Origin of the sequence: Psychrobacter communis (assembly GCF_014836505.1) — a bacterium.
Lineage (GTDB): Bacteria > Pseudomonadota > Gammaproteobacteria > Pseudomonadales > Moraxellaceae > Psychrobacter > Psychrobacter faecalis.
This window is the reverse complement of the sequence record NZ_JACSQR010000043.1, coordinates 1-19539: the sequence shown is the minus strand read 5'-3', so window position 1 is coordinate 19539 and position 19539 is coordinate 1. Positions and strand designations below refer to the sequence as shown.

Genomic DNA, 19539 nt, shown 5'->3' with positions numbered 1-19539 from the left:
GGCAGCGAGGAACCAACGAGAATACCAATGGCCTTATCAGAGAGTACTTGCCTAAGGGTTGTGACTTTAGACAAGTCACTGATAATGAGATACAGGACATTGAGAACAAACTAAACAACAGACCAAGAAAACGATTAGGAGCCTTTCCCAAACTTTGTGTAACTGCTTATAATCCACTAACAGGAGAATAAGCAATGACTAACCAATCTGACATTAAAAAACTGGCCGAGCAAATGGCTGGTAGCATGAATAGCTTTGATGACATCAAAGACTTTCAGAAGCAGCTCATGCAATCCTTTATCGACACTGCTCTTGAAGCTGAGATGGAAGACCATCTCGGCTACCCCAAGCATGAGAAAGCAGACAAGCCTAATAAGCGTAATGGGCACACTAAAAAGACCATCCGTAGCGACACAGGCGATTTTGAGATATCCACCCCAAGAGACCGTGATAGCAGCTTTGAGCCTGTACTCGTCAGTAAGCATCAAACCCGTATTAGTGGCCTTGATAACAAGATCATCTTCCTTTACGCCAAAGGTCACACCACCACCGAGATTGTAGAGAGCATCAAAGAGCTCTATGACGTCGACATCTCAAGCTCTCTTGTCTCAAGAGTCACCGATAACATATTAGAGGACATTATCGTTTGGCAGAACCGGCCGCTGAGCAGTGTTTATCCTATCGTCTATTTAGACTGCATTGTCGTTAAGGTACGCCAAGACAAGCAGATCATCAACAAGGCGATCTATCTGGCCTTAGGAGTGGGACTTGATGGTAGAAAAGAGCTGCTTGGCATGTGGCTATCAGAGAATGAAGGCGCTAAGTTCTGGCTTGGTGTTCTCACTGAACTACAAAACCGCGGCGTTCAGGACATTCTTATTGCTTGTGTCGATGGTTTAAAGGGCTTCCCTGATGCCATTAACACGGTTTATCCCAATGCTCAGGTTCAGCTTTGCATTGTTCATATGGTGCGCTATTCGATGAAGTTCGTGCCGTGGACAGATAAGAAGGCAATAGCGGCTGATTTAAAGGCCATCTACGGCGCTGATACGCTTGAGATAGCAGAGGCCAATCTTGAGCATTTCGACGAGGTGTGGGGTGATAAGTATCCGCATGTGGTTAAGTCTTGGCGCAATAACTGGGAGGGCTTAACGGTGTTCTTTGAGTATCCGAAAGATATCAGAAAAGCCATCTATACCACCAATGCTATTGAGTCTTTAAACAGCGTGATTCGGACAGCGGTGAATAAGCGTAAGGTGTTCCCGTCTGATCAGGCAGCGTTTAAAGTGGTGTACTTAGCCACCCAGCAGGCATCCAAAAAGTGGTCGATGCCTATTCGTAACTGGACGTCTGCTCTGAATCGCTTTATGATTATGTTTGATGATCGTATTAGTAAGCATTTAATCTAAATGGCAGTTACACAGAATCTGGGATGGTCTCTGTCTGATGCCAGCATACTTTTTAGAACACCACCCAAAATCTAAATTTACATCTTCTAATGGATAAGGAATATATTGATCGGCATCCAAACGAATCTGCGCTTCACGCTCGACATCGTTAAGCACCATATCCATATCAATAATTTTGGTAATCACAGCAGAACCTGATACAGCAGTTGCCGCACTACTGCCCGCAGCTTGGCAACGCCGTGCTAGGCTTGCTATAGTATTACCCACTGCTTCAGTGTCTACGATGAGTTTGTCGACGACTACGCCTTCTGGTAGCGCTTCGATACCGTAAGACTTTAAATGAAAGATACCTTGTTGGCGCTGAATGTCGACCAGCTTTACTGACGTGGCGCAAATATCCACGCCAATCAAATGCCGACTTTTAGAAGTAAATAGCCTCACAAACTCTATACCTTATATTAAGTGTACATTCTGATAGTTATTTGTAATAATTTAGTACAATACTTTACTTAATAGATAGATTCAAGCATTTAGATTAGTTATTAAGCCACACTTACACATTTATTATTACCTGCCTATTTTGTTCAAGGTATAATCTCCTACCTGTTGCAAATTTTAATTGATAAGCCTGATTATGACCAAAAAAAATGCTACCGCTCGTCTCATTCACTTTTTGGTGAGGCTTTTCATTGCCTGCTTAGCGTTAGCGCTTATTTTAGCGCTTGCTGTACCGATTGGTTTTTATGGTATGGCGATGTATTTAGCGCCAACCTTGCCCAGTACCCAAGAGATTAAAACCGCCAATCTTGAGATGCCTTTACAGATTTATAGTAGTGACGATAAGCTAATTGGCCAGTATGGCAATCGTCTATCGTTGCCGGTTACGTTTGACGAAATCCCTGAAGGCTTAACCCATGCCTTTTTGGCGGCAGAAGATGCAACATTTTTTCAGCATAGCGGTATCAGCATTAAAGGACTTGGTCGCGCTGTGACCGAAGTGGTAACCGACGATGAAAGTCAAACCGGCGGCTCTACCATCACTATGCAGGTCGCTAAAAACTATTTCTTAAGCCCGGAACGTACATTAAATCGTAAATTAACAGAGCTGTTTTTGGCCCGTAAAATAGAAGATGAGCTCAGTAAAAACGACATTCTTACTTTATATGTCAATAAAATCTATCTAGGCGAAGGCGCTTACGGTATCCGTGCTGCTGCCAAGAAATACTATAGTAAATCACTTGATAACCTGACGGTGGCCGAGATGGCTATGCTTGCAGGTTTGCCAAAAGCCCCTTCTAAATACAATCCTGTCGCCAATCCTAGTCGTGCGCTCACCCGCCGCAACTGGATTATCGGCCGTATGCATGAGCTTGGTTATATCACTAAGGCGCAGCACGACGAAGCCATCAACGCCCCTATCGGTATCAACCTGTATCAAGAAAAGCTTGATATGAACATGCCGTATTTGGCAGAGATGACACGTTCTGCCTTGGTCGAGCGCTATGGCGAACAAGTCATGAATGGCGGTTGGCGCGTGCGTTTGACTGTTGATAGTGAAGCGCAAAAAGCAGCAGAAAAGGCAATATTGACGGGGCTTGTGGCCTACGAGCATCGTCATGGTTGGCGCGGTCCAGAAGCAAACGGTGAACCGCTGGAAAAATTCCGTCGTTATAGCAGTATGTCGCCGGCGAAAGTCACTAAGGTTAACTCGCGCAGTTTTGAAGCAATCCTGCAGTCCGGTGAAAACGTCACCGTCAACTGGTCTGGCATGAGCTGGGCACGTAAATATATTTCTGCCGACCGTATTGGCTATTTTCCGAGTAATGCCAGCCAGATTGTTAGTAAAAATGACATCGTGCGCTTGATACCAGCCGCTAATGGCAGTTGGCAATTGAGTCAAATACCAGACGTACAAGGCAGTTTGGTTTCCTTAAACCCTGAAACAGGCGCGGTACGAGCCTTGGTTGGCGGTTTTGATTTCAATCACAGTAAATTTAACCGCGCCCTACAAGGCTGGCGCCAGCCCGGCTCAACGATTAAACCACTGGTTTATACCGCGGCCCTAGAAAAAGGCTACCGCCCAGATAGTATTGTTTCAGACCGTCCGATTCAAGTAGGCGACTGGAAACCTAAAAACTCTGACCAACGTTTTTTAGGCGATATTACCTTGCGCCGTGGACTTTATTTATCACGTAACTTAGTGTCTATTCGCTTGCTACAAGCCATTGGTATCTCCGATGCACGTAATTTATTAGATGAGTTTGGACTCGATAAAGAAAAGCTGCCTACCACTTTGTCGTTAGCATTGGGCACAGGTCAAGCTACCCCATTACAAATGGCGACGGCTTATGCCACCTTTGCCAATGGCGGTCATCGTATTCAGCCTTATTTTATCGACCAAATTTATAATTATAATAATAAGCTGCTGTTTCAAGCCAACCCGCAACAAGCATGCGCGCTATGTTTTAATGAACAGCTCGACGACCTCAACAAAAAACTTATCGAAGATTATGAAGCAAAAGTAGAAGAAGAAAATAAGGCGTCAAAAGAATCAGAGAACGATATTAAAGCTGAAAATAGTGCAGATTCTGATGCTACAGAAGACAGTCCAGTAAAAGATAGCAAAGCACTCGATGTAGAAGTTTATGATGCAAGTCCAGATTCGGATCGCCTAAAAGCGCCAGTTTTACAGTATGTACGTGCTGAGCAAGCGCCGCGTATTTTAAAACCGCGAGTGGCTTTTGAGATGGCCGATATTCTACGCGACGTTATCCAGCGCGGTACGGCGGTGCGGGCAAAAGCGTTGGGACGCGATGACATTGGTGGCAAAACCGGAACGACGAATGAAGCAAAAGATGCATGGTTTGCAGGGTTTCATCCTACCAGTGCTACCGTCGTCTGGATGGGCTTTGATCAGCCATCGACGCTTGGACGCCGTGAATATGGCGGTGTGGCAGCGCTGCCTGTTTGGATGGACTTTATGAAAGCCCAGTTAAAGAACACCCCTCATCAATGGGTAGCTATCAATAACCGTGCCAAATCTAAAAAGCAAAAGCAGACTATCATAGAAATGATGGACGAAGGCGCAGCTGAGCTTGAAGATGAAGATACCGACGATGGCAAATCAGCAAAACCAGTCAAAACCACCACTCAACAACGTAAGCCACCTGCTCCTGAGCCAGTTGAAGAGCAGATTCAAAATCGACCCGCTCCTGAAAAACCAAGTCGTACTGATAACGGTAATCCTCAGAACAAACCTTTATCAGCCACGCCGGTTGAGCGCATGCCGCCGATGCCCGAATAAATAAGGGGCAGTTTTAGTTTAGATGTAAAGAAAAGGTCTGGCACAATTTCACTGTGCCAGACCTTTTTTATTAACATTTATTTATAAAAATAAAGCCTATTACTTAAACAGAGTATAAAAGCCTAGAGGTTATTTAAAACTCAACCATACCCGCCCGTAGTTGTTCGATCAGCTCTAATAATTGCTGACGCCATTCGCGTACGGTCGCCTCATCTGGCAGCCACTGATTTGATAAGGTAACGACATTAACAATCAGATCAGGTGCCGCTGCTGTGCCGCGACCTGCCCTGTCATCTATTACATTCTCAGGTAACACTGGATATAAACAACGCTGATAGGCACGCTCTATATCAGCCAAAAAACCTTGCTGTAAAAGTTGCTCTAAGCGCTGTACTTCAGGCGATACTTGCGTGCGGGCGCCTAATGCTTCTTCAATGTCTGCTAAGGTTGGCGCGGTCATCGTTAAACCATAAAAATTTCCAAGCTCTTGTATAAAAGCAAGATAGGCGCCGTATAAATGAAAAATAGCGGTTTCACAGTGCGCTTGGTATAGTTGTTTATCGCTCGTATTAGCAGCTGCTTGACAGGCCAAACGACAAAAATATAATTTTTGATTGGTACGGTCAGCTTGGTATTTAGCAACGCGAGTCTTGCCTGCCATGCGCTTATCCCTATGTGTTTATGAGTTAATTGAATGAAGTGAATCGTTTAATTGGCTACCGTCATTGAAAATGTCATATCATTCTATAACGCGCTCAAAATCTATTAATAGTAATTTAAAAAGCCTCTGTATAGCAATGTACGTTTTGCTTAAGTTATTATAAAAAAGTGATGGTATACAAAAATAATTTATAAACTCTATTTTCTCTAGGCCATAAAAAAGCCAGCGACTGAGGCTGGCTTTTTTATTGAGAAAAATAACTAAAGGTTATCTAGATTAATGATTACCTTGGTTAAGCTCTTGAGCAAAGGCTTCATCAAAGCTTGCAAAGTCTGTACTATCGGTACTAGCAGACATATCAAACGCTGCATTCAAATCATTATCTTGCAGTTTTTGCTCCGCTTTTTCTTTGCGGGCTTTATGATAAGCAAGACCAGTACCAGCAGGAATCAAGCGACCAACCACCACGTTCTCTTTTAGACCGCGTAGCTCATCGACTTTACCTGTCACAGCTGCTGCCGTTAGGACACGGGTTGTCTCCTGGAACGATGCCGCTGAGATAAAGCTTTCTGTTGCCAGACTTGCTTTGGTAATACCAAGCAATTGACGCTCATACTTAACTGGGAATTTATCTTCCGCTTCCAGTTTCGCATTCAACGCTTTAACATCAGCGTACTCAACCTGATCGCCTTTGAAGTAGCTTGAATCACCACCGTCTGTTACTTCAACTTTACGCAGCATCTGACGAATGATAACTTCGATGTGCTTGTCGTTGATTTTCACGCCCTGCAAGCGATAAACGTCCTGTACTTCGTTTACGATATAATCAGCAAGCGCAGTTTGTCCTTTCAGACGTAGGATATCGTGCGGGTTTTGTGGACCATCAGCGATAATCTCACCACGAGCAACCGTCTCGTTTTCAAAGACGTTGATTTGACGCCATTTTGGGATTAGCTCTTCATGGACTTCACCATCTTCATTGGTAATAATGAAGCGATTTTTACCTTTGGTCTCTTTACCGAAGCTGACGACACCGGTCATTTCCGCCATGATAGCATGATCTTTCGGACGACGCGCTTCAAATAAGTCAGCAACGCGTGGTAGACCACCGGTAATATCTTTGGTTCCTGAAGACGCTTGTGGTACACGGCCCAAGATAGAGCCTGCAGCAACCTTCTCACCATCGCTGACACGAATAATCGTTTCAGCTGGTAAGAAGTAAACCACTTCTTTACCTTCGTCAGTGTTCAAGATAATCGCTGGACGTAAGTCTTTGGCTGAACTTGAACGGTCACGAGTCGCTAGGATTTCAAACGAGCTCATACCAGTGGCATCATCAACTTTAACCGTTGCTGTCGAACCATCAACAATATCACTAAAGCGTGCGGTACCGGCGAACTCTGTGATAATTGGGTGCGTGTGCGGATCCCATTTAGCGATGGTTTGACCACCTTCGACCTGCTCTTCGTTTTTCACAAGAACGCTAGAACCATAAGGTACTTTATAGCGCTCACGCTCACGGCCAAGCTCATCGGTCAATGCCAATTCTGCTGAACGCGATACGATAACCAAATGGCCATCGGTATGTTGTACCGTTTTCATGTTCTCAAAGTGCACTTGACCCGCATTACGTGCCGAGATGCTATTGTCTACAGAAGCAGAACTTGCGGCCCCACCAACGTGGAACGTACGCATGGTTAACTGAGTACCCGGTTCACCGATAGACTGCGCTGCCATAACACCGACTGACTCGCCGATATTGACTTTGTGTCCACGAGCAAGGTCACGACCGTAACACTGTGAACAAACGCCATGCTCAATATCACACGTGATGACCGAACGTACCCAGATATCATCAATCGCGTTGTTATCAAGAACATTTACCCAATACTCATCGATCAAGGTACCTGCTGGAATCAAGACTTTTGACGCATCATCGTTGTAAGTAACATCACGCGCGGTCACACGGCCAAGAACTAGCTCACCGAGCTTCTCGATGATTTCGCCACCTTGAATGTGCGGCTTCATGAGCAAGCCTTCCTCAGTACCACAATCTTCGCTAGTGATAACCAAATCTTGCGCTACGTCAACCAAACGGCGCGTCAAGTAACCTGAGTTCGCAGTTTTTAGAGCGGTATCGGCAAGACCTTTACGCGCACCGTGCGTTGAAATAAAGTACTGCAGTACGGTCAGACCTTCGCGGAAGTTGGCTTTAATCGGCGTCTCAATAATTGAGCCATCCGGTTTTGCCATCAAACCACGCATACCTGCCAACTGACGAATCTGAGCGGCACTACCACGAGCACCAGAATCCGACATGATAAAGATAGAGTTGAACGATTTCTGCTCGTCTTCTTCACCTTTGGCATTGATAACTTTATCAGTTGCCAAGTTATCCATCATCGCTTTAGCGACTTTATCATTGGTACGCGACCAGATATCGACGACTTTATTATAACGCTCACCCGCGGTCACAAAACCTTGCTCGAATTGATCTTCAATTTCGCGAACTTCTGCTTCAGCGGTTTCGATGATTTGTTTTTTTAGCGGTGGAATAACCATGTCATCGATACCGATAGACACGCCAGATAAGGTTGCTTGTGCAAAACCAAGGTACATCAATTGGTCAGCGAACATAACACTTTCTTTCACGCCAACTTTACGGTAGCAAGAGTTAATCAACTTAGAGATATTTTTCTTGGTCATCTCTTGGTTACACTCATCAAACGTCATACCTTTAGGCATGATATTCCAGATAAGTAGACGGCCAGCAACGGTATCTTGCATCTTGACTTCTTTGGTCTCATTACCTTCGTCGTTGACATGAGTTTCCGTCACACGCACTTTAATCTTAGCGTTAACATGCAAATCGTTTGAACCAATCGCACGCAATGCTTCATTAACGGTGGCAAAGATCATGCCCTCGCCTTTGGCATTGATTGACGAACGGCTGATGTAATACAAGCCCAATACAACGTCCTGTGACGGTACGATGATTGGATCACCGTTGGCAGGCGACAAGATATTGTTGGTCGACATCATAAGCGCACGTGATTCAAGCTGTGCTTCTAGGGTCAATGGCACATGTACCGCCATTTGGTCACCATCAAAGTCAGCGTTGAACGCGGTACAAACGAGAGGGTGTAGCTGAATCGCTTTACCTTCAATCAATACTGGCTCAAATGCTTGTAGACCCAAACGGTGAAGCGTCGGCGCACGGTTTAGTAGTACTGGATGCTCACGGATAACCATGGCCAGCATATCCCACACTTGTGGCTCTTCACGCTCTACCATCTTTTTAGCGGCTTTAATCGTTGTCGCTAAACCATGAGACAATAGTTTGTTATAAGTAAATGGCTTGAATAGCTCAAGTGCCATTTTCTTTGGTAGACCACACTGATGTAGACGCAGCGTTGGACCTACAACGATGACCGAACGACCAGAGTAGTCAACACGCTTACCAAGTAAGTTTTGACGGAAACGACCTTGCTTACCTTTGATCATATCTGCCAAAGATTTCAATGGACGCTTATTACTACCGGTAATCGCACGACCACGGCGACCGTTATCAAGCAAGGCATCGACTGACTCTTGCAACATACGTTTTTCGTTACGTACGATGATATCAGGCGCACTTAGCTCTAATAGACGCTTTAGACGGTTGTTACGGTTGATCACGCGGCGATATAAATCGTTTAGATCTGATGTCGCAAAACGCCCACCTTCTAGCGGTACTAGCGGGCGCAAATCTGGTGGTAGTACTGGTAAAATATTCATTACCATCCACTCAGGCTTGTTATTAGAATCACGGAATGCTTCTAATAATTTAAGACGCTTAGACATCTTTTTAAGCTTGGTTTCAGAACCAGTTTGTGGAATGGCTTCACGCAGCTCATCAATCTCGATATCTAAATCGATGTCTTTTAATAAATCTTGAACCGCTTCAGCACCCATTTTGGCCGTGAACTCATCGCCAAACTCTTCAAGCGCTTTATAATAATCTTCATCATCAAGCAGCTGATACTTCTCTAAAGAAGTCAGACCAGGCTCGGTGACGATATAGCTTTCAAAATATAGGACGCGTTCGATATCACGAAGCGTCATATCTAGCAAAAGACCAATGCGGCTTGGTAATGATTTTAAGAACCAAATATGCGCAACAGGACTCGCTAGGTCGATATGACCCATACGGTCGCGACGTACTTTCGCAGTAGTGACTTCAACGCCACATTTTTCACAGATAACGCCTTGGAACTTACGGCGCTTGTATTTACCGCATAAACATTCAAAGTCTTTTACGGGGCCAAAGATTTTGGCACAGAACAGACCATCACGCTCAGGCTTAAAGGTACGATAGTTAATCGTTTCTGGTTTTTTAACTTCACCATGTGACCATGATTTGATCACATCAGGTGAGGCCAACGTAATTTGAATACTGTCAAATTCATGGTTACCGTTGCCGGTAGGGCTTTGCATGATATCGAGTAAATCTTTCAAGTTGCTTCTCCGTTATCTTTATAATCATCTGACAGCGTACTATGAGCGCGGCTAAGATGAATGAAGGCAATGAATAGGGTTGAGACAAATCACTAAAAGCAGCAGCAATAAAGCAGACTGCCTTTAGTGGACAACTAAGTTAAACAGCAATTTTGCCTGCGTTGGTTTTAGTTGCTTTGTTTTAACTCAATATTAATACCCAGTGATTTGATTTCTTTGGTCAATACGTTAAATGATTCAGGCATACCTGGATCCATATATTGTTCACCATCGACGATGTTTTTGTACATACGTGTACGGCCTTCAACGTCATCCGACTTCACCGTTAGCATCTCTTGCAAGGTATAAGTCGCGCCATAGGCTTCTAGGGCCCAAACTTCCATCTCACCGAAGCGCTGACCACCGAACTGCGCTTTACCGCCAAGTGGCTGCTGCGTCACAAGCGAGTAAGAACCGGTAGAACGCGCATGCATCTTGTCATCAACCAAGTGGTTAAGTTTGAGCATATACATATAGCCAACGGTTACTTTACGGTCAAACTTCTGACCCGTACGACCATCATACAAGGTCTGCTGACCATCACGATCCATTCCCGCAAGCTCAAGCAATTCTTTGACTTGATACTCATGAGCACCATCAAATACTGCGGTACCCATTGGTACACCGTCACGTAAGTTGTCCGCCAGCGCCATGATGTCATCATCACTTAAGCTATCAAGATCAACACTCTCACCGCCTACCTTGTTATAGATTTTATCTAAGAAATCACGCAAATCTTTAATCGCGGCTTGGGCTTTGAGCATACCGTCAATCTTTTCGCCGAGACCTTTCGCTGCCATACCCAAATGCGTCTCTAGTACCTGACCGATGTTCATACGCGATGGTACACCAAGTGGGTTCAAGACGATGTCAACGGTATTCCCATGTTCATCATAAGGCATGTCTTCAACCGGCATAATGCGCGATACCACACCTTTGTTACCATGACGACCGGCCATTTTATCACCAGGCTGGATACGACGCTTGACCGCTAGATATACTTTAACGATTTTTTGTACGCCATGCTGTAAGTCATCACCAGCGGTCAATTTGCGTTTTTTCTCAGCAAATTTCACATCAATGTCTTTTTGCTTATCGACCAAGTAATCAGCGATTTGGGTCAAACGCTCAGAGATTTCTTCTTCAACCGGTTGGATATCAAGCAAGGTTTCAAGGCTCATCTCTTTCATGTCAGCCAATGCCATGACTGTACCGGCTTTTAGACCAGAACCGCCACTGACTTTTTGACCGTCAAGCAAGCTTGCGATACGGCCACGAGCCGCTTCTTCAAAGATGCGTAGCTCTTCTTTTAAATCTTTACGATAGCTATCAAGCTGTGATTTTTCAATCGCTTTGGCTCGCGCATCTTTTTCAACGCCATCACGGGTAAAGACTTGTACGTCAATGACCGTACCTTTGCTTGATGTAGGTACACGTAATGAGGTGTCTTTCACATCAGCCGCTTTTTCACCAAAGATCGCTCTGAGCAGTTTTTCTTCTGGCGTCAATTGCGTCTCACCTTTTGGCGTGACTTTACCAACTAAGATATCACCAGCATCAACTTCAGCACCGATATAAACGATACCTGCTTCATCAAGGCTTGATAACGCCGCTTCACCAACGTTTGGAATATCGGCAGTAATCTCTTCGGTGCCAAGCTTAGTATCACGTGCCACACAAGTTAATTCTTGGATATGAATGGTGGTGAAACGATCTTCTTTGACCACTTTTTCAGATAACAAAATCGAATCTTCGAAGTTGTAACCATTCCAAGGCATAAAGGCAATACGAATATTCTGACCTAACGCTAACTCCCCAAGATCCGTTGATGGACCATCGGCTAAAATATCACCAAAAGCAATTTCATCACCTTGGTTAACGATAATACGTTGGTTAATACAAGTGTTTTGGTTTGAGCGCGTATATTTGATCAAGTTGTAGATATCAATACCCGCTTCACCAGCGACCATTTCATCTTCATTGACACGCACGACGATACGCGACGCATCAACGTCTTCGATCACACCACCACGCTTCGCGATCACACAAACACCAGAGTCACGAGCAACGTGACGCTCCATACCTGTACCAACTAACGGCTTATCAGCACGTAGCGTAGGAACGGCCTGACGTTGCATGTTCGAGCCCATGAGCGCTCGGTTAGCATCATCATGCTCTAGGAACGGAATCAAACCGGCGGCAACCGACACCACCTGACTTGGCGACACATCCATATGCGTCACTTTTTCTGGCGGCATACGTACAAACTCACCATAGCTACGCACACTGACCATTTCATCAGATAGCGCGCCTTCGGCCGTTACTGGTGAATCCGCCTGAGCAATGACCGTACCGACTTCTTCAATCGCTGACAAGTATTCGATTTGATCCGTTACTTTACCGTCAACCACACGGCGATATGGTGTTTCTAAAAAGCCAAAGCTGTTAGTTTTAGCAAAAGTCGCTAATGAGTTAATCAAGCCAATGTTTGGACCTTCAGGTGTTTCAATCGGACAGACACGGCCATAATGGGTATCGTGAACGTCACGTACTTCAAAGCCTGCACGCTCACGGGTCAAACCGCCCGGTCCTAACGCTGATACACGACGTTTATGCGTCACTTCCGATAATGGATTGTTCTGATCCATAAACTGTGATAACTGACTTGAACCAAAGAACTCTTTCACCGCCGCCGCAACAGGCTTTGAGTTAATCAAATCTTGTGGTGACAAGTTATCAGATTCCGCTGATGATAAGCGCTCTTTAACCGCACGCTCAACACGCACTAGGCCGACACGGAATTGGTTTTCAGCCATCTCACCAACCGAACGAATACGGCGGTTACCTAAATGGTCGATATCATCGACTTCGCCGCGACCATTACGAATTTCAATCAACTCTTTTAGAACGTTCACGATGTCATCATTGGTCAAAACACTACGCGCGCGCTGTACATCAGCATCGTCAGTATCTTCAAAATCTAGACCCAAACGACGGTTAAACTTCATACGGCCAACGTTTGATAGGTCATAACGGTCAGCGTTAAAGAACATGCTTTCAAACAGCTTTTCAGCGGTTTCAACCGTTGGTGGCTCACCTGGGCGCATGACCTTATAAATTTCAATCAAGGCTTCTTCACGGCTTGAGGTGCTATCAGCGCGTAGCGTATCGGCAATATAACTGCCTTGATCGATATCGTTGGTAAATAGAATGCTGAATTCTTTGATAGAATCACTGGCTTCATACGAGCTTAACTTAACCAATAATTCATGATCAATAAGCGTATTGGCACGCGCAATCACTTCATCATTGACAACGATGTCTTCGGCCAAAATGCGCTCGTATAAATACTCATCAGGAATCGCAATTTTGGTCATACCCGCTTCTTCAAGCTGACGGATACGGCGAGCGTTGATACGTTTGCCCTGCTCGACGATCACCTCACCTTCTGGCGATACGATATCAAACTGTGCCATCTCGCCACGCAGACGATCCGCAACCAAATCGATCTCAAACTGCTCTTCGCCTTTATATACTTTTACTTTATCAAAGAACAAATCTAAGATTTCAGAGGTAGTTAGGCCTAGAGCGCGTAGGATAATAGACGCAAGCAATTTACGGCGACGGTCAATACGCGCGAAAACCAAATCTTTGGCATCAAATTCAAAGTCTAACCAAGAACCACGGTAAGGAATAATACGGGCGTTATAAAGTACTTTACCACTTGAGTGTGACTTACCTTTATCATGGTCAAAGAACACACCTGGTGAACGGTGCAACTGCGATACGATCACACGCTCAGTACCATTAATAATAAAGGTACCGTTGGCCGTCATCAATGGCATCTCGCCCATATAGACGCTTTGCTCACGGATGTCTTTAATCGCCGCTTTGCTGTCTTTGTCTTTGCTGTCTTTATCTTTGATAATCAGACGGATTTTAACGCGCATTGGCGCTGCAAAGGTCGAACCACGTAAGATACACTCACGCTCATCAAACTCAGGCGTGCCTAAATAATATTCAACAAATTGTAGCTCTGCATTACCAGAGTGACTCTCAATTGGAAAAATAGAAGAAAACGCAGCTTGTAAACCAGTATTCTCACGAGCTTTTGGCTTTTTATGCTCTTGCAAAAATTGCTCATAAGAATCTACTTGGATAGACAACAAATAGGGAATGTCCATCACAGTAGGCAATTCAGCAAAACTTTTGCGAATACGCTTTTTTTCAGTATAAGAATATGCCATCGAGAGTCCTTACAGTAAACGTGGAAACAAATTGAAAGCGCGGCCGACTTGCATCAATACTATTTAATATGAATATCATGCAAACTTGGCAACGTAAACGATAATATAAAACGGATATTCATGCTCATTTAATGACTGCTAATTAATTCACGCGTATAGTGCCTAATTAATCCAGTTTATTTAAGCGTAAATCGGCATCTAAGCATGCCTATATGAGTGCTAACACTAAAAATTTCAATGCCTTGCACCTTTTAACTTTGTAGTACTTACGAGTAACCACTGCACCGTATCTAAGACCAATGACTGGCATTTAGATACTATTGATTCTCTTTGTAAATTCACTTAAAGTACTATTGCTACTTCTCTTTTAAAAACCTACTCATCATCTGCTATCATAAGTAATATCGTCGCTTATATCTACCGTCTACCAGTGCATATACTGACAGTAAAACCTTACCAGATGACTTAATGAACAGCGTTTAGATTAAAAATCTGAGATAACTATAAATTTTGAAACAGTGACTTATGGTAAAGCAGTGACTTTTAGAATCAGTATAAATTATAGTGTTAATGAAAAGCATGCAGACACAAAAAAACGCCAAACATCGATCGACGTTTAGCTCGTTAACTGATTTCAATAACTACTAAGTGTGCTTGCATGTATATCGTCTGTCCTTTTGATGGGTATCCACCGTGATGTTGCATACGTATGTTGGCAGACACAAAAGGTCAAGCTACGGATTATAATAAAAAAAAGCTGATAATGCAAGGCATTACCAGCTTTTTTTGTACAGCAGTTGAACTTATTTTAGTTCAATAGTTGCACCAGCTTCTTCAAGTTTCTTTTTCAACTCTTCAGCTTCAGCTTTGTTTACGCCTTCTTTGATTGGAGCTGGAGCGCTTTCAACCAAATCTTTCGCTTCTTTCAAGCCAAGGCCAGTCGCTTCGCGAACTGCTTTAATGACGCCAACTTTCTTCTCGCCAAAGCTGGCAAGAACAACGTCAAACTCGTCTTTTTCTTCAGCAGCGGCAGCAGCAGGACCAGCAGCAGGTGCAGCAGCGGCAACAGCAGCAGTTACGCCGAATTTTTCTTCCATGTCGCTGATTAACTCAACGATATCCATTACTGACATTTCAGCGATTGCGTTTAACACATCATCTTTAGATAGTGCCATGAGAACTCTCCGTTATCTGATAAAATTTAGTTGGTTTTAATATCGCTTGGATTGCTTGCCAAATGTTTAAATAGGGTTGGCAATGCAGTGCAATCGGCGATGTCAAAGTTACGTTAAAACAAGCAATTAAGCAGCTTCTTTTGCGTCTTTGATTGCCGCTACCGTGCGAACGAACTTGCCAGGAACTGCGTTCATAGTCTGGACAAGCTTGGTCACTGGTGCGTTCATAGTAGCCATTAGGATAGAGATTGCTTCGTCGCGAGTTGGTAGCTTCGATACGCGCTCTAGCTCTTCTGGACCATAAACCTCACCACCGACTGATACCAATTTGGTCTCTAAAGCTTTGTTATCTTTGCTGAAGTCGAAAACGACTCGAGCAGCAGATCCCAAATCTTCCATAGAGAAAGCCAAAAGTAGTGGACCAGTCATACGGTCTGACATGCTCTCAAACTTAGTGCCTTCAAAAGCGCGTTTTGCTAGGGTATTTTTTACCACTTTCAAAACGACACCTTTATCACGAGCTTGTTCGCGCAGCTGAGTAAGCTTTGCAACACCAATACCGTGATATTCGGCAGCTACTGCTGAGTAAGCATTAGCAGCAACTTCAGACACTTCAGCCACAACTTGTTGTTTTTGCTCTAGCGTTAATGCCATAAGTTGACTCCTTTAATCTTATCAATCCGCTCATTATTTAATATTCTAAAACCAAAGTTTTGGACAATGTAAATAACTTACGACGACTGACTTGATACGACACGTTATTTATAAACCCCATAAAGAGTTCATTCATAACGACTGATTACGGCACCGTTATCAGACTGACATCGAGTAATAATTTGGTATAAATACCAATCTATTGGCTCTTATCAACAACTGGGTGGGTCACCGTCTGCGTAGGACAACTAAGATTTTCACCTGTCGTCGATTAACAAAAGCAGCTTACCATCACAAGTAATCATAAACCGCTTTCTACCTACGGTCTTAGACAGCGGAGCGTTTGCTACGCTGACCTAATTCTTTAAAACAATATAGGCGCTTTATTCAAAATAGTTGAATAAAGAGCAGTTTTTATATAGAAAAATTATTTGGCAACGCGATATGGAACAGGATCAATTGAGATGCCTGGGCCCATAGTGCTAGACAAGGTAATTTTCTTAATGAAAGTACCTTTAGACGTCGCAGGTTTAGCGCGTTTAAGATCAGATAGCAATGCTTGAGCGTTTTGCATAACTTGCTCAGCAGTAAAGCCAACTTGACCGATCGTGGTATGGATAATACCCGCTTTATCAACCCGGTACTGTGCTTGACCCGCTTTCGCATTAGTCACAGCTTCAGCAACGTTAGGCGTTACCGTACCAACTTTTGGGTTAGGCATTAGGCCACGTGGACCTAAGATAGTACCCAATTGACCAACCACACGCATGGCATCAGGTGCTGCGATAACCACGTCAAAGTCCATGTTACCAGCTTTGATTTGCTCAGCTAGGTCTTCAAAACCAACGATGTCAGCACCAGCTTCTTTAGCGGCTTCAGCAGCAGCGCCTTGAGCAAATACAGCAACGCGTTTGGTTTTACCAGTACCCGCAGGTAGGTTGGTAGCACCACGAACGACTTGATCAGATTTACGTGGGTCAACGCCCAAGTTTACTGCGATATCGATAGACTCTTTGAATTTAAGGGCTGGCAAATCGTTTAGGATTTGAACGGCTTCTTCAAGAGTGTATAATTTTTCGTTTTCAACGCGCTCAGCGATTAGCTTTTGACGCTTAGTAAGTTTACTCATTTACACACCCTCCACGGTAATACCCATTGAACGTGCAGTACCAGCGATAGTACGGACAGCAGCATCAAGACCAGCAGCGGTTAAGTCTGCATCTTTAGTCTTAACGATTTCTTCTAATTGTGCACGGTCAACTTTACCGACTTTAGCGGTGTTAGGTGTACCAGAACCTTTAGCGATGCCAGCAGCCTTACGTAGTAAGTATGCCGCTGGTGGTGACTTCATGATGAAGGTAAAAGATTTATCGCTGTATACGGTGATCTCAGTAGGAATCGGTAGACCCGGCTCTTGGTTTGAGGTCGCAGCGTTAAATTCTTTACAGAACGCCATGATATTCACGCCTTTTTGACCCAATGCTGGACCAATCGGTGGTGAAGGATTTGCTTTACCTGCAGGCACTTGCAGTTTGATGTAACCATCAATCTTCTTAGCCATGATACTCTCCTAAATGGGTAATAGCGCCAAATCAATGTGGTATGTACATTGACTAACAGCTCCCCGGTTGATGAATGTTTTACAGGTTTAGTCTAGTTTTTCAACCTTACTAAACTCAAGCTCGACTTGCGTCGGGCGATTAAATACGTTTACCGTTAAATGCAGTTTAGACTTCTCATAATCCACTTTTTCCACCAACCCTTTAAAGTCAGTAAATGGACCATCGATAACCAACAACTCTTCGCCTGGCTCAAATAGAGTCTTCGGACGTGGGTCAGCTTCAGTCTGATTTAAACGGTTTAAAATACGGTCGGCTTCTACTTGCGTAATCGGTGCTGGCGTTTCAGGCGTGCCACCGACAAAGCCCATAATACGCGGGCAGTCTTTGACTATATGCCACGTGTTGTCGTTCATTTCCATCTGAATCAATACATAGCCTGGAAAGAACTTACGCTCACTTTTACGCTTTTTGCCGTCTTTCATTTCAACGACTTCTTCGGTAGGTACCAAAACATCGCCGAATGAATCAGCAAATTCACTACGATTGATACGATCAGTTAATGAACGTTGTACTTGCTTTTCATATCCTGAAAACGCTTGGACAATATACCAACGCATATCACGCTCCTGATCAGTAAAGTTAAGTCGTTATAAGTAAATTTGGTTTAATGGACACTAATACGCGTCATTAACCAATAAAAATACCAACGAACCAGTTAAAAAAGTTATCTAATAGCCAAACCAAAAAACCCACAATAGCAATCATGACAATCGTTTGCCATGTGTATTGAAAGGTTTCATCTTTGCCAGGCCATGTGACTCGGCGTAGCTCAACGGCGGCATCTTTTAATAATATTTTAAAAGCGCGGCCTTGATGCGTTAACGCTAAGCAGACCAAGGCAATAATAACTAGAGCAACGATGATACCAATACGCATCCAAACATCATTGGCAGGTTGCCAATAGCCTGGTAAGTATTGATTGACGAAGGTTGCTCCTATCAAAATTACTGCGGCAAGTAGCCACAATACCACATCTTTAACTGAACCAGTTTTAGCAACTTCAACAGCGGTTGTTTGATTATTCGCCGAAACGTGCTTATCTTTGGACAGCATTCCACCAGCCACTGCCTTAGCATCAGATAACTTAGTCTCGAGGTTATCTTGATTATTGCTCATAAAGAACTCACTTCGGAGATGGTGGGGTATGACAAAGATATGATAAGAAGATGGCAGGCGATGTAGGACTCGAACCTACAACCCTCGGTTTTGGAGACCGATGCTCTACCAATTGAGCCAATCGCCTATGGGTGTAAAGGACAGCATTATACAATATTGAGCATAGAATGCAAGCATTTAGGAATAAAATTCTGCTGCGATGCTAATATGACTGTTCTTAAGCGTCATTCTTAAACCACTTATATGAGAAATATAAAAATTAATCATAAAGGGTGCTAATGAATCGCAGCGTTAATATAGCAAGCTCGGTTAAGAATTACAATAGACACCGAGCAGATAATAAGCGCTTTTTAAGGTACATGTATAAACCCATATAAGGTGAGATTGGTTTTTGTCTGCCCTACTCTTCTACTATAGTGAGTGAAAAGTAATATAGATACATCACACACTGCTGATATCAATTTTTCTTGCTTGCTGTGCCTGCGCAGATAGAGGCTACAAAAAATTGATATCAGCAATACCGTCGCTTTTTTAGGATATCTTGACTATATGTTTTTTTAACCCCTTATCCTCATTCATACCCCATAAAAAAAGCCACCCTTTATCAGGATGGCTTTTTTCTTACTGCTTAACGCTTAGATAACTGTATAGCGTTAGGGTTTTGATGCTTAGCTAAGGACGTTAGCAACAACACCAGCACCTACAGTACGGCCGCCTTCACGGATTGCGAAGCGTAGTCCTTTGTCCATAGCGATTGGGTGGATAAGCTCTACGCCCATCTCAACGTTGTCACCAGGCATAACCATTTCAGTACC

At 43.9% G+C, this 19539-nt stretch carries 13 protein-coding genes, 1 tRNA gene and 1 pseudogene; 3 read left to right on the top strand and 12 right to left on the bottom strand.

Annotated elements, in window-relative coordinates:
- Both H9653_RS11330 and H9653_RS11325 read left to right on the top strand, forming a co-directional pair.
- Positions 1–191, top strand: a pseudogene (locus H9653_RS11330) (hypothetical protein); the annotation flags it as partial.
- Between the two features lie 3 nt (positions 192–194).
- Positions 195–1409: an IS256 family transposase gene (locus H9653_RS11325; protein ID WP_191692441.1), complete on the top strand. Its 1215-nt coding sequence runs from the start codon at positions 195–197 to the stop codon at positions 1407–1409.
- Here H9653_RS11325 and pilM read toward each other — a convergent pair.
- Positions 1401–1850 (bottom strand): type IV pilus biogenesis protein PilM, encoded by a 450-nt coding sequence (pilM, locus tag H9653_RS11320; protein WP_318242170.1) that lies wholly within the window; start codon positions 1848–1850, stop codon positions 1401–1403. The genes H9653_RS11325 and pilM overlap by 9 nt on opposite strands.
- A 193-nt stretch (positions 1851–2043) precedes the next feature.
- Between pilM and H9653_RS11315 the strand changes: the two genes are divergently transcribed.
- Positions 2044–4713, top strand: coding sequence for a penicillin-binding protein 1A (locus tag H9653_RS11315; protein ID WP_191692440.1), 2670 nt, complete (start codon positions 2044–2046; stop codon positions 4711–4713).
- Positions 4714–4846: 133 nt separating this feature from the next.
- Here H9653_RS11315 and H9653_RS11310 read toward each other — a convergent pair whose 3' ends face one another.
- The 11 genes from H9653_RS11310 to H9653_RS11260 all read right to left on the bottom strand — a co-directional run.
- Positions 4847–5374 (bottom strand): DUF6586 family protein, encoded by a 528-nt coding sequence (locus H9653_RS11310; protein ID WP_191692439.1) that lies wholly within the window; start codon positions 5372–5374, stop codon positions 4847–4849.
- 276 nt (positions 5375–5650) lie between these two features.
- Complete coding sequence (rpoC, locus tag H9653_RS11305) at positions 5651–9871, bottom strand: DNA-directed RNA polymerase subunit beta' (RefSeq protein WP_144297919.1); 4221 nt, start codon at positions 9869–9871, stop codon at positions 5651–5653.
- Between the two features lie 167 nt (positions 9872–10038).
- The gene (gene rpoB / locus H9653_RS11300; RefSeq protein WP_191692438.1) at positions 10039–14157 is read right to left on the bottom strand and encodes a DNA-directed RNA polymerase subunit beta; all 4119 of its coding nucleotides are present in this window, start codon (positions 14155–14157) and stop codon (positions 10039–10041) included.
- A gap of 803 nt (positions 14158–14960) precedes the next feature.
- Positions 14961–15332, bottom strand: a complete 372-nt coding sequence (gene rplL / locus H9653_RS11295) for a 50S ribosomal protein L7/L12 (protein ID WP_144297917.1) — start codon at positions 15330–15332, stop codon at positions 14961–14963.
- Positions 15333–15458: 126 nt separating this feature from the next.
- Positions 15459–15986 carry a 50S ribosomal protein L10 gene (gene rplJ / locus H9653_RS11290; RefSeq protein WP_025652244.1) on the bottom strand — a complete coding sequence of 176 codons (528 nt, stop codon included), beginning with the start codon at positions 15984–15986 and terminating at the stop codon, positions 15459–15461.
- Positions 15987–16413: 427 nt separating this feature from the next.
- Positions 16414–17115 (bottom strand): 50S ribosomal protein L1, encoded by a 702-nt coding sequence (gene rplA / locus H9653_RS11285; RefSeq protein ID WP_144297916.1) that lies wholly within the window; start codon positions 17113–17115, stop codon positions 16414–16416.
- Positions 17116–17547 carry a 50S ribosomal protein L11 gene (gene rplK, locus H9653_RS11280; RefSeq protein WP_068405081.1) on the bottom strand — a complete coding sequence of 144 codons (432 nt, stop codon included), beginning with the start codon at positions 17545–17547 and terminating at the stop codon, positions 17116–17118.
- Positions 17548–17634: 87 nt separating this feature from the next.
- On the bottom strand, positions 17635–18165 hold the full coding sequence (nusG, locus tag H9653_RS11275) for a transcription termination/antitermination protein NusG (RefSeq protein ID WP_068405079.1): 531 nt from the start codon (positions 18163–18165) through the stop codon (positions 17635–17637).
- 70 nt (positions 18166–18235) lie between these two features.
- Positions 18236–18724 carry a preprotein translocase subunit SecE gene (secE, locus tag H9653_RS11270; RefSeq protein ID WP_191692437.1) on the bottom strand — a complete coding sequence of 163 codons (489 nt, stop codon included), beginning with the start codon at positions 18722–18724 and terminating at the stop codon, positions 18236–18238.
- Between the two features lie 51 nt (positions 18725–18775).
- A tRNA-Trp gene (locus H9653_RS11265) sits at positions 18776–18851 on the bottom strand.
- Positions 18852–19392: 541 nt separating this feature from the next.
- A partial coding sequence (locus tag H9653_RS11260; RefSeq protein WP_450088453.1) for an EF-Tu C-terminal domain-related protein occupies positions 19393–19539 on the bottom strand: 147 nt, incomplete at its 5' end.

Excerpts from the sequence above, each read along its gene's own strand:
- H9653_RS11310 (WP_191692439.1), bottom strand. The coding sequence starts at position 5,374 with ATGGCAGGCAAGACTCGCGTTGCTAAATACCAAGCTGACCGTACCAAT.
- H9653_RS11325 (WP_191692441.1), top strand. The coding sequence starts at position 195 with ATGACTAACCAATCTGACATTAAAAAACTGGCCGAGCAAATGGCTGGT.
- H9653_RS11315 (WP_191692440.1), top strand. The coding sequence starts at position 2,044 with ATGACCAAAAAAAATGCTACCGCTCGTCTCATTCACTTTTTGGTGAGG.
- nusG (WP_068405079.1), bottom strand. The coding sequence starts at position 18,165 with ATGCGTTGGTATATTGTCCAAGCGTTTTCAGGATATGAAAAGCAAGTA.
- rplA (WP_144297916.1), bottom strand. The coding sequence starts at position 17,115 with ATGAGTAAACTTACTAAGCGTCAAAAGCTAATCGCTGAGCGCGTTGAA.
- rplL (WP_144297917.1), bottom strand. The coding sequence starts at position 15,332 with ATGGCACTATCTAAAGATGATGTGTTAAACGCAATCGCTGAAATGTCA.
- rplJ (WP_025652244.1), bottom strand. The coding sequence starts at position 15,986 with ATGGCATTAACGCTAGAGCAAAAACAACAAGTTGTGGCTGAAGTGTCT.
- secE (WP_191692437.1), bottom strand. The coding sequence starts at position 18,724 with ATGAGCAATAATCAAGATAACCTCGAGACTAAGTTATCTGATGCTAAG.
- rplK (WP_068405081.1), bottom strand. The coding sequence starts at position 17,547 with ATGGCTAAGAAGATTGATGGTTACATCAAACTGCAAGTGCCTGCAGGT.
- rpoB (WP_191692438.1), bottom strand. The coding sequence starts at position 14,157 with ATGGCATATTCTTATACTGAAAAAAAGCGTATTCGCAAAAGTTTTGCT.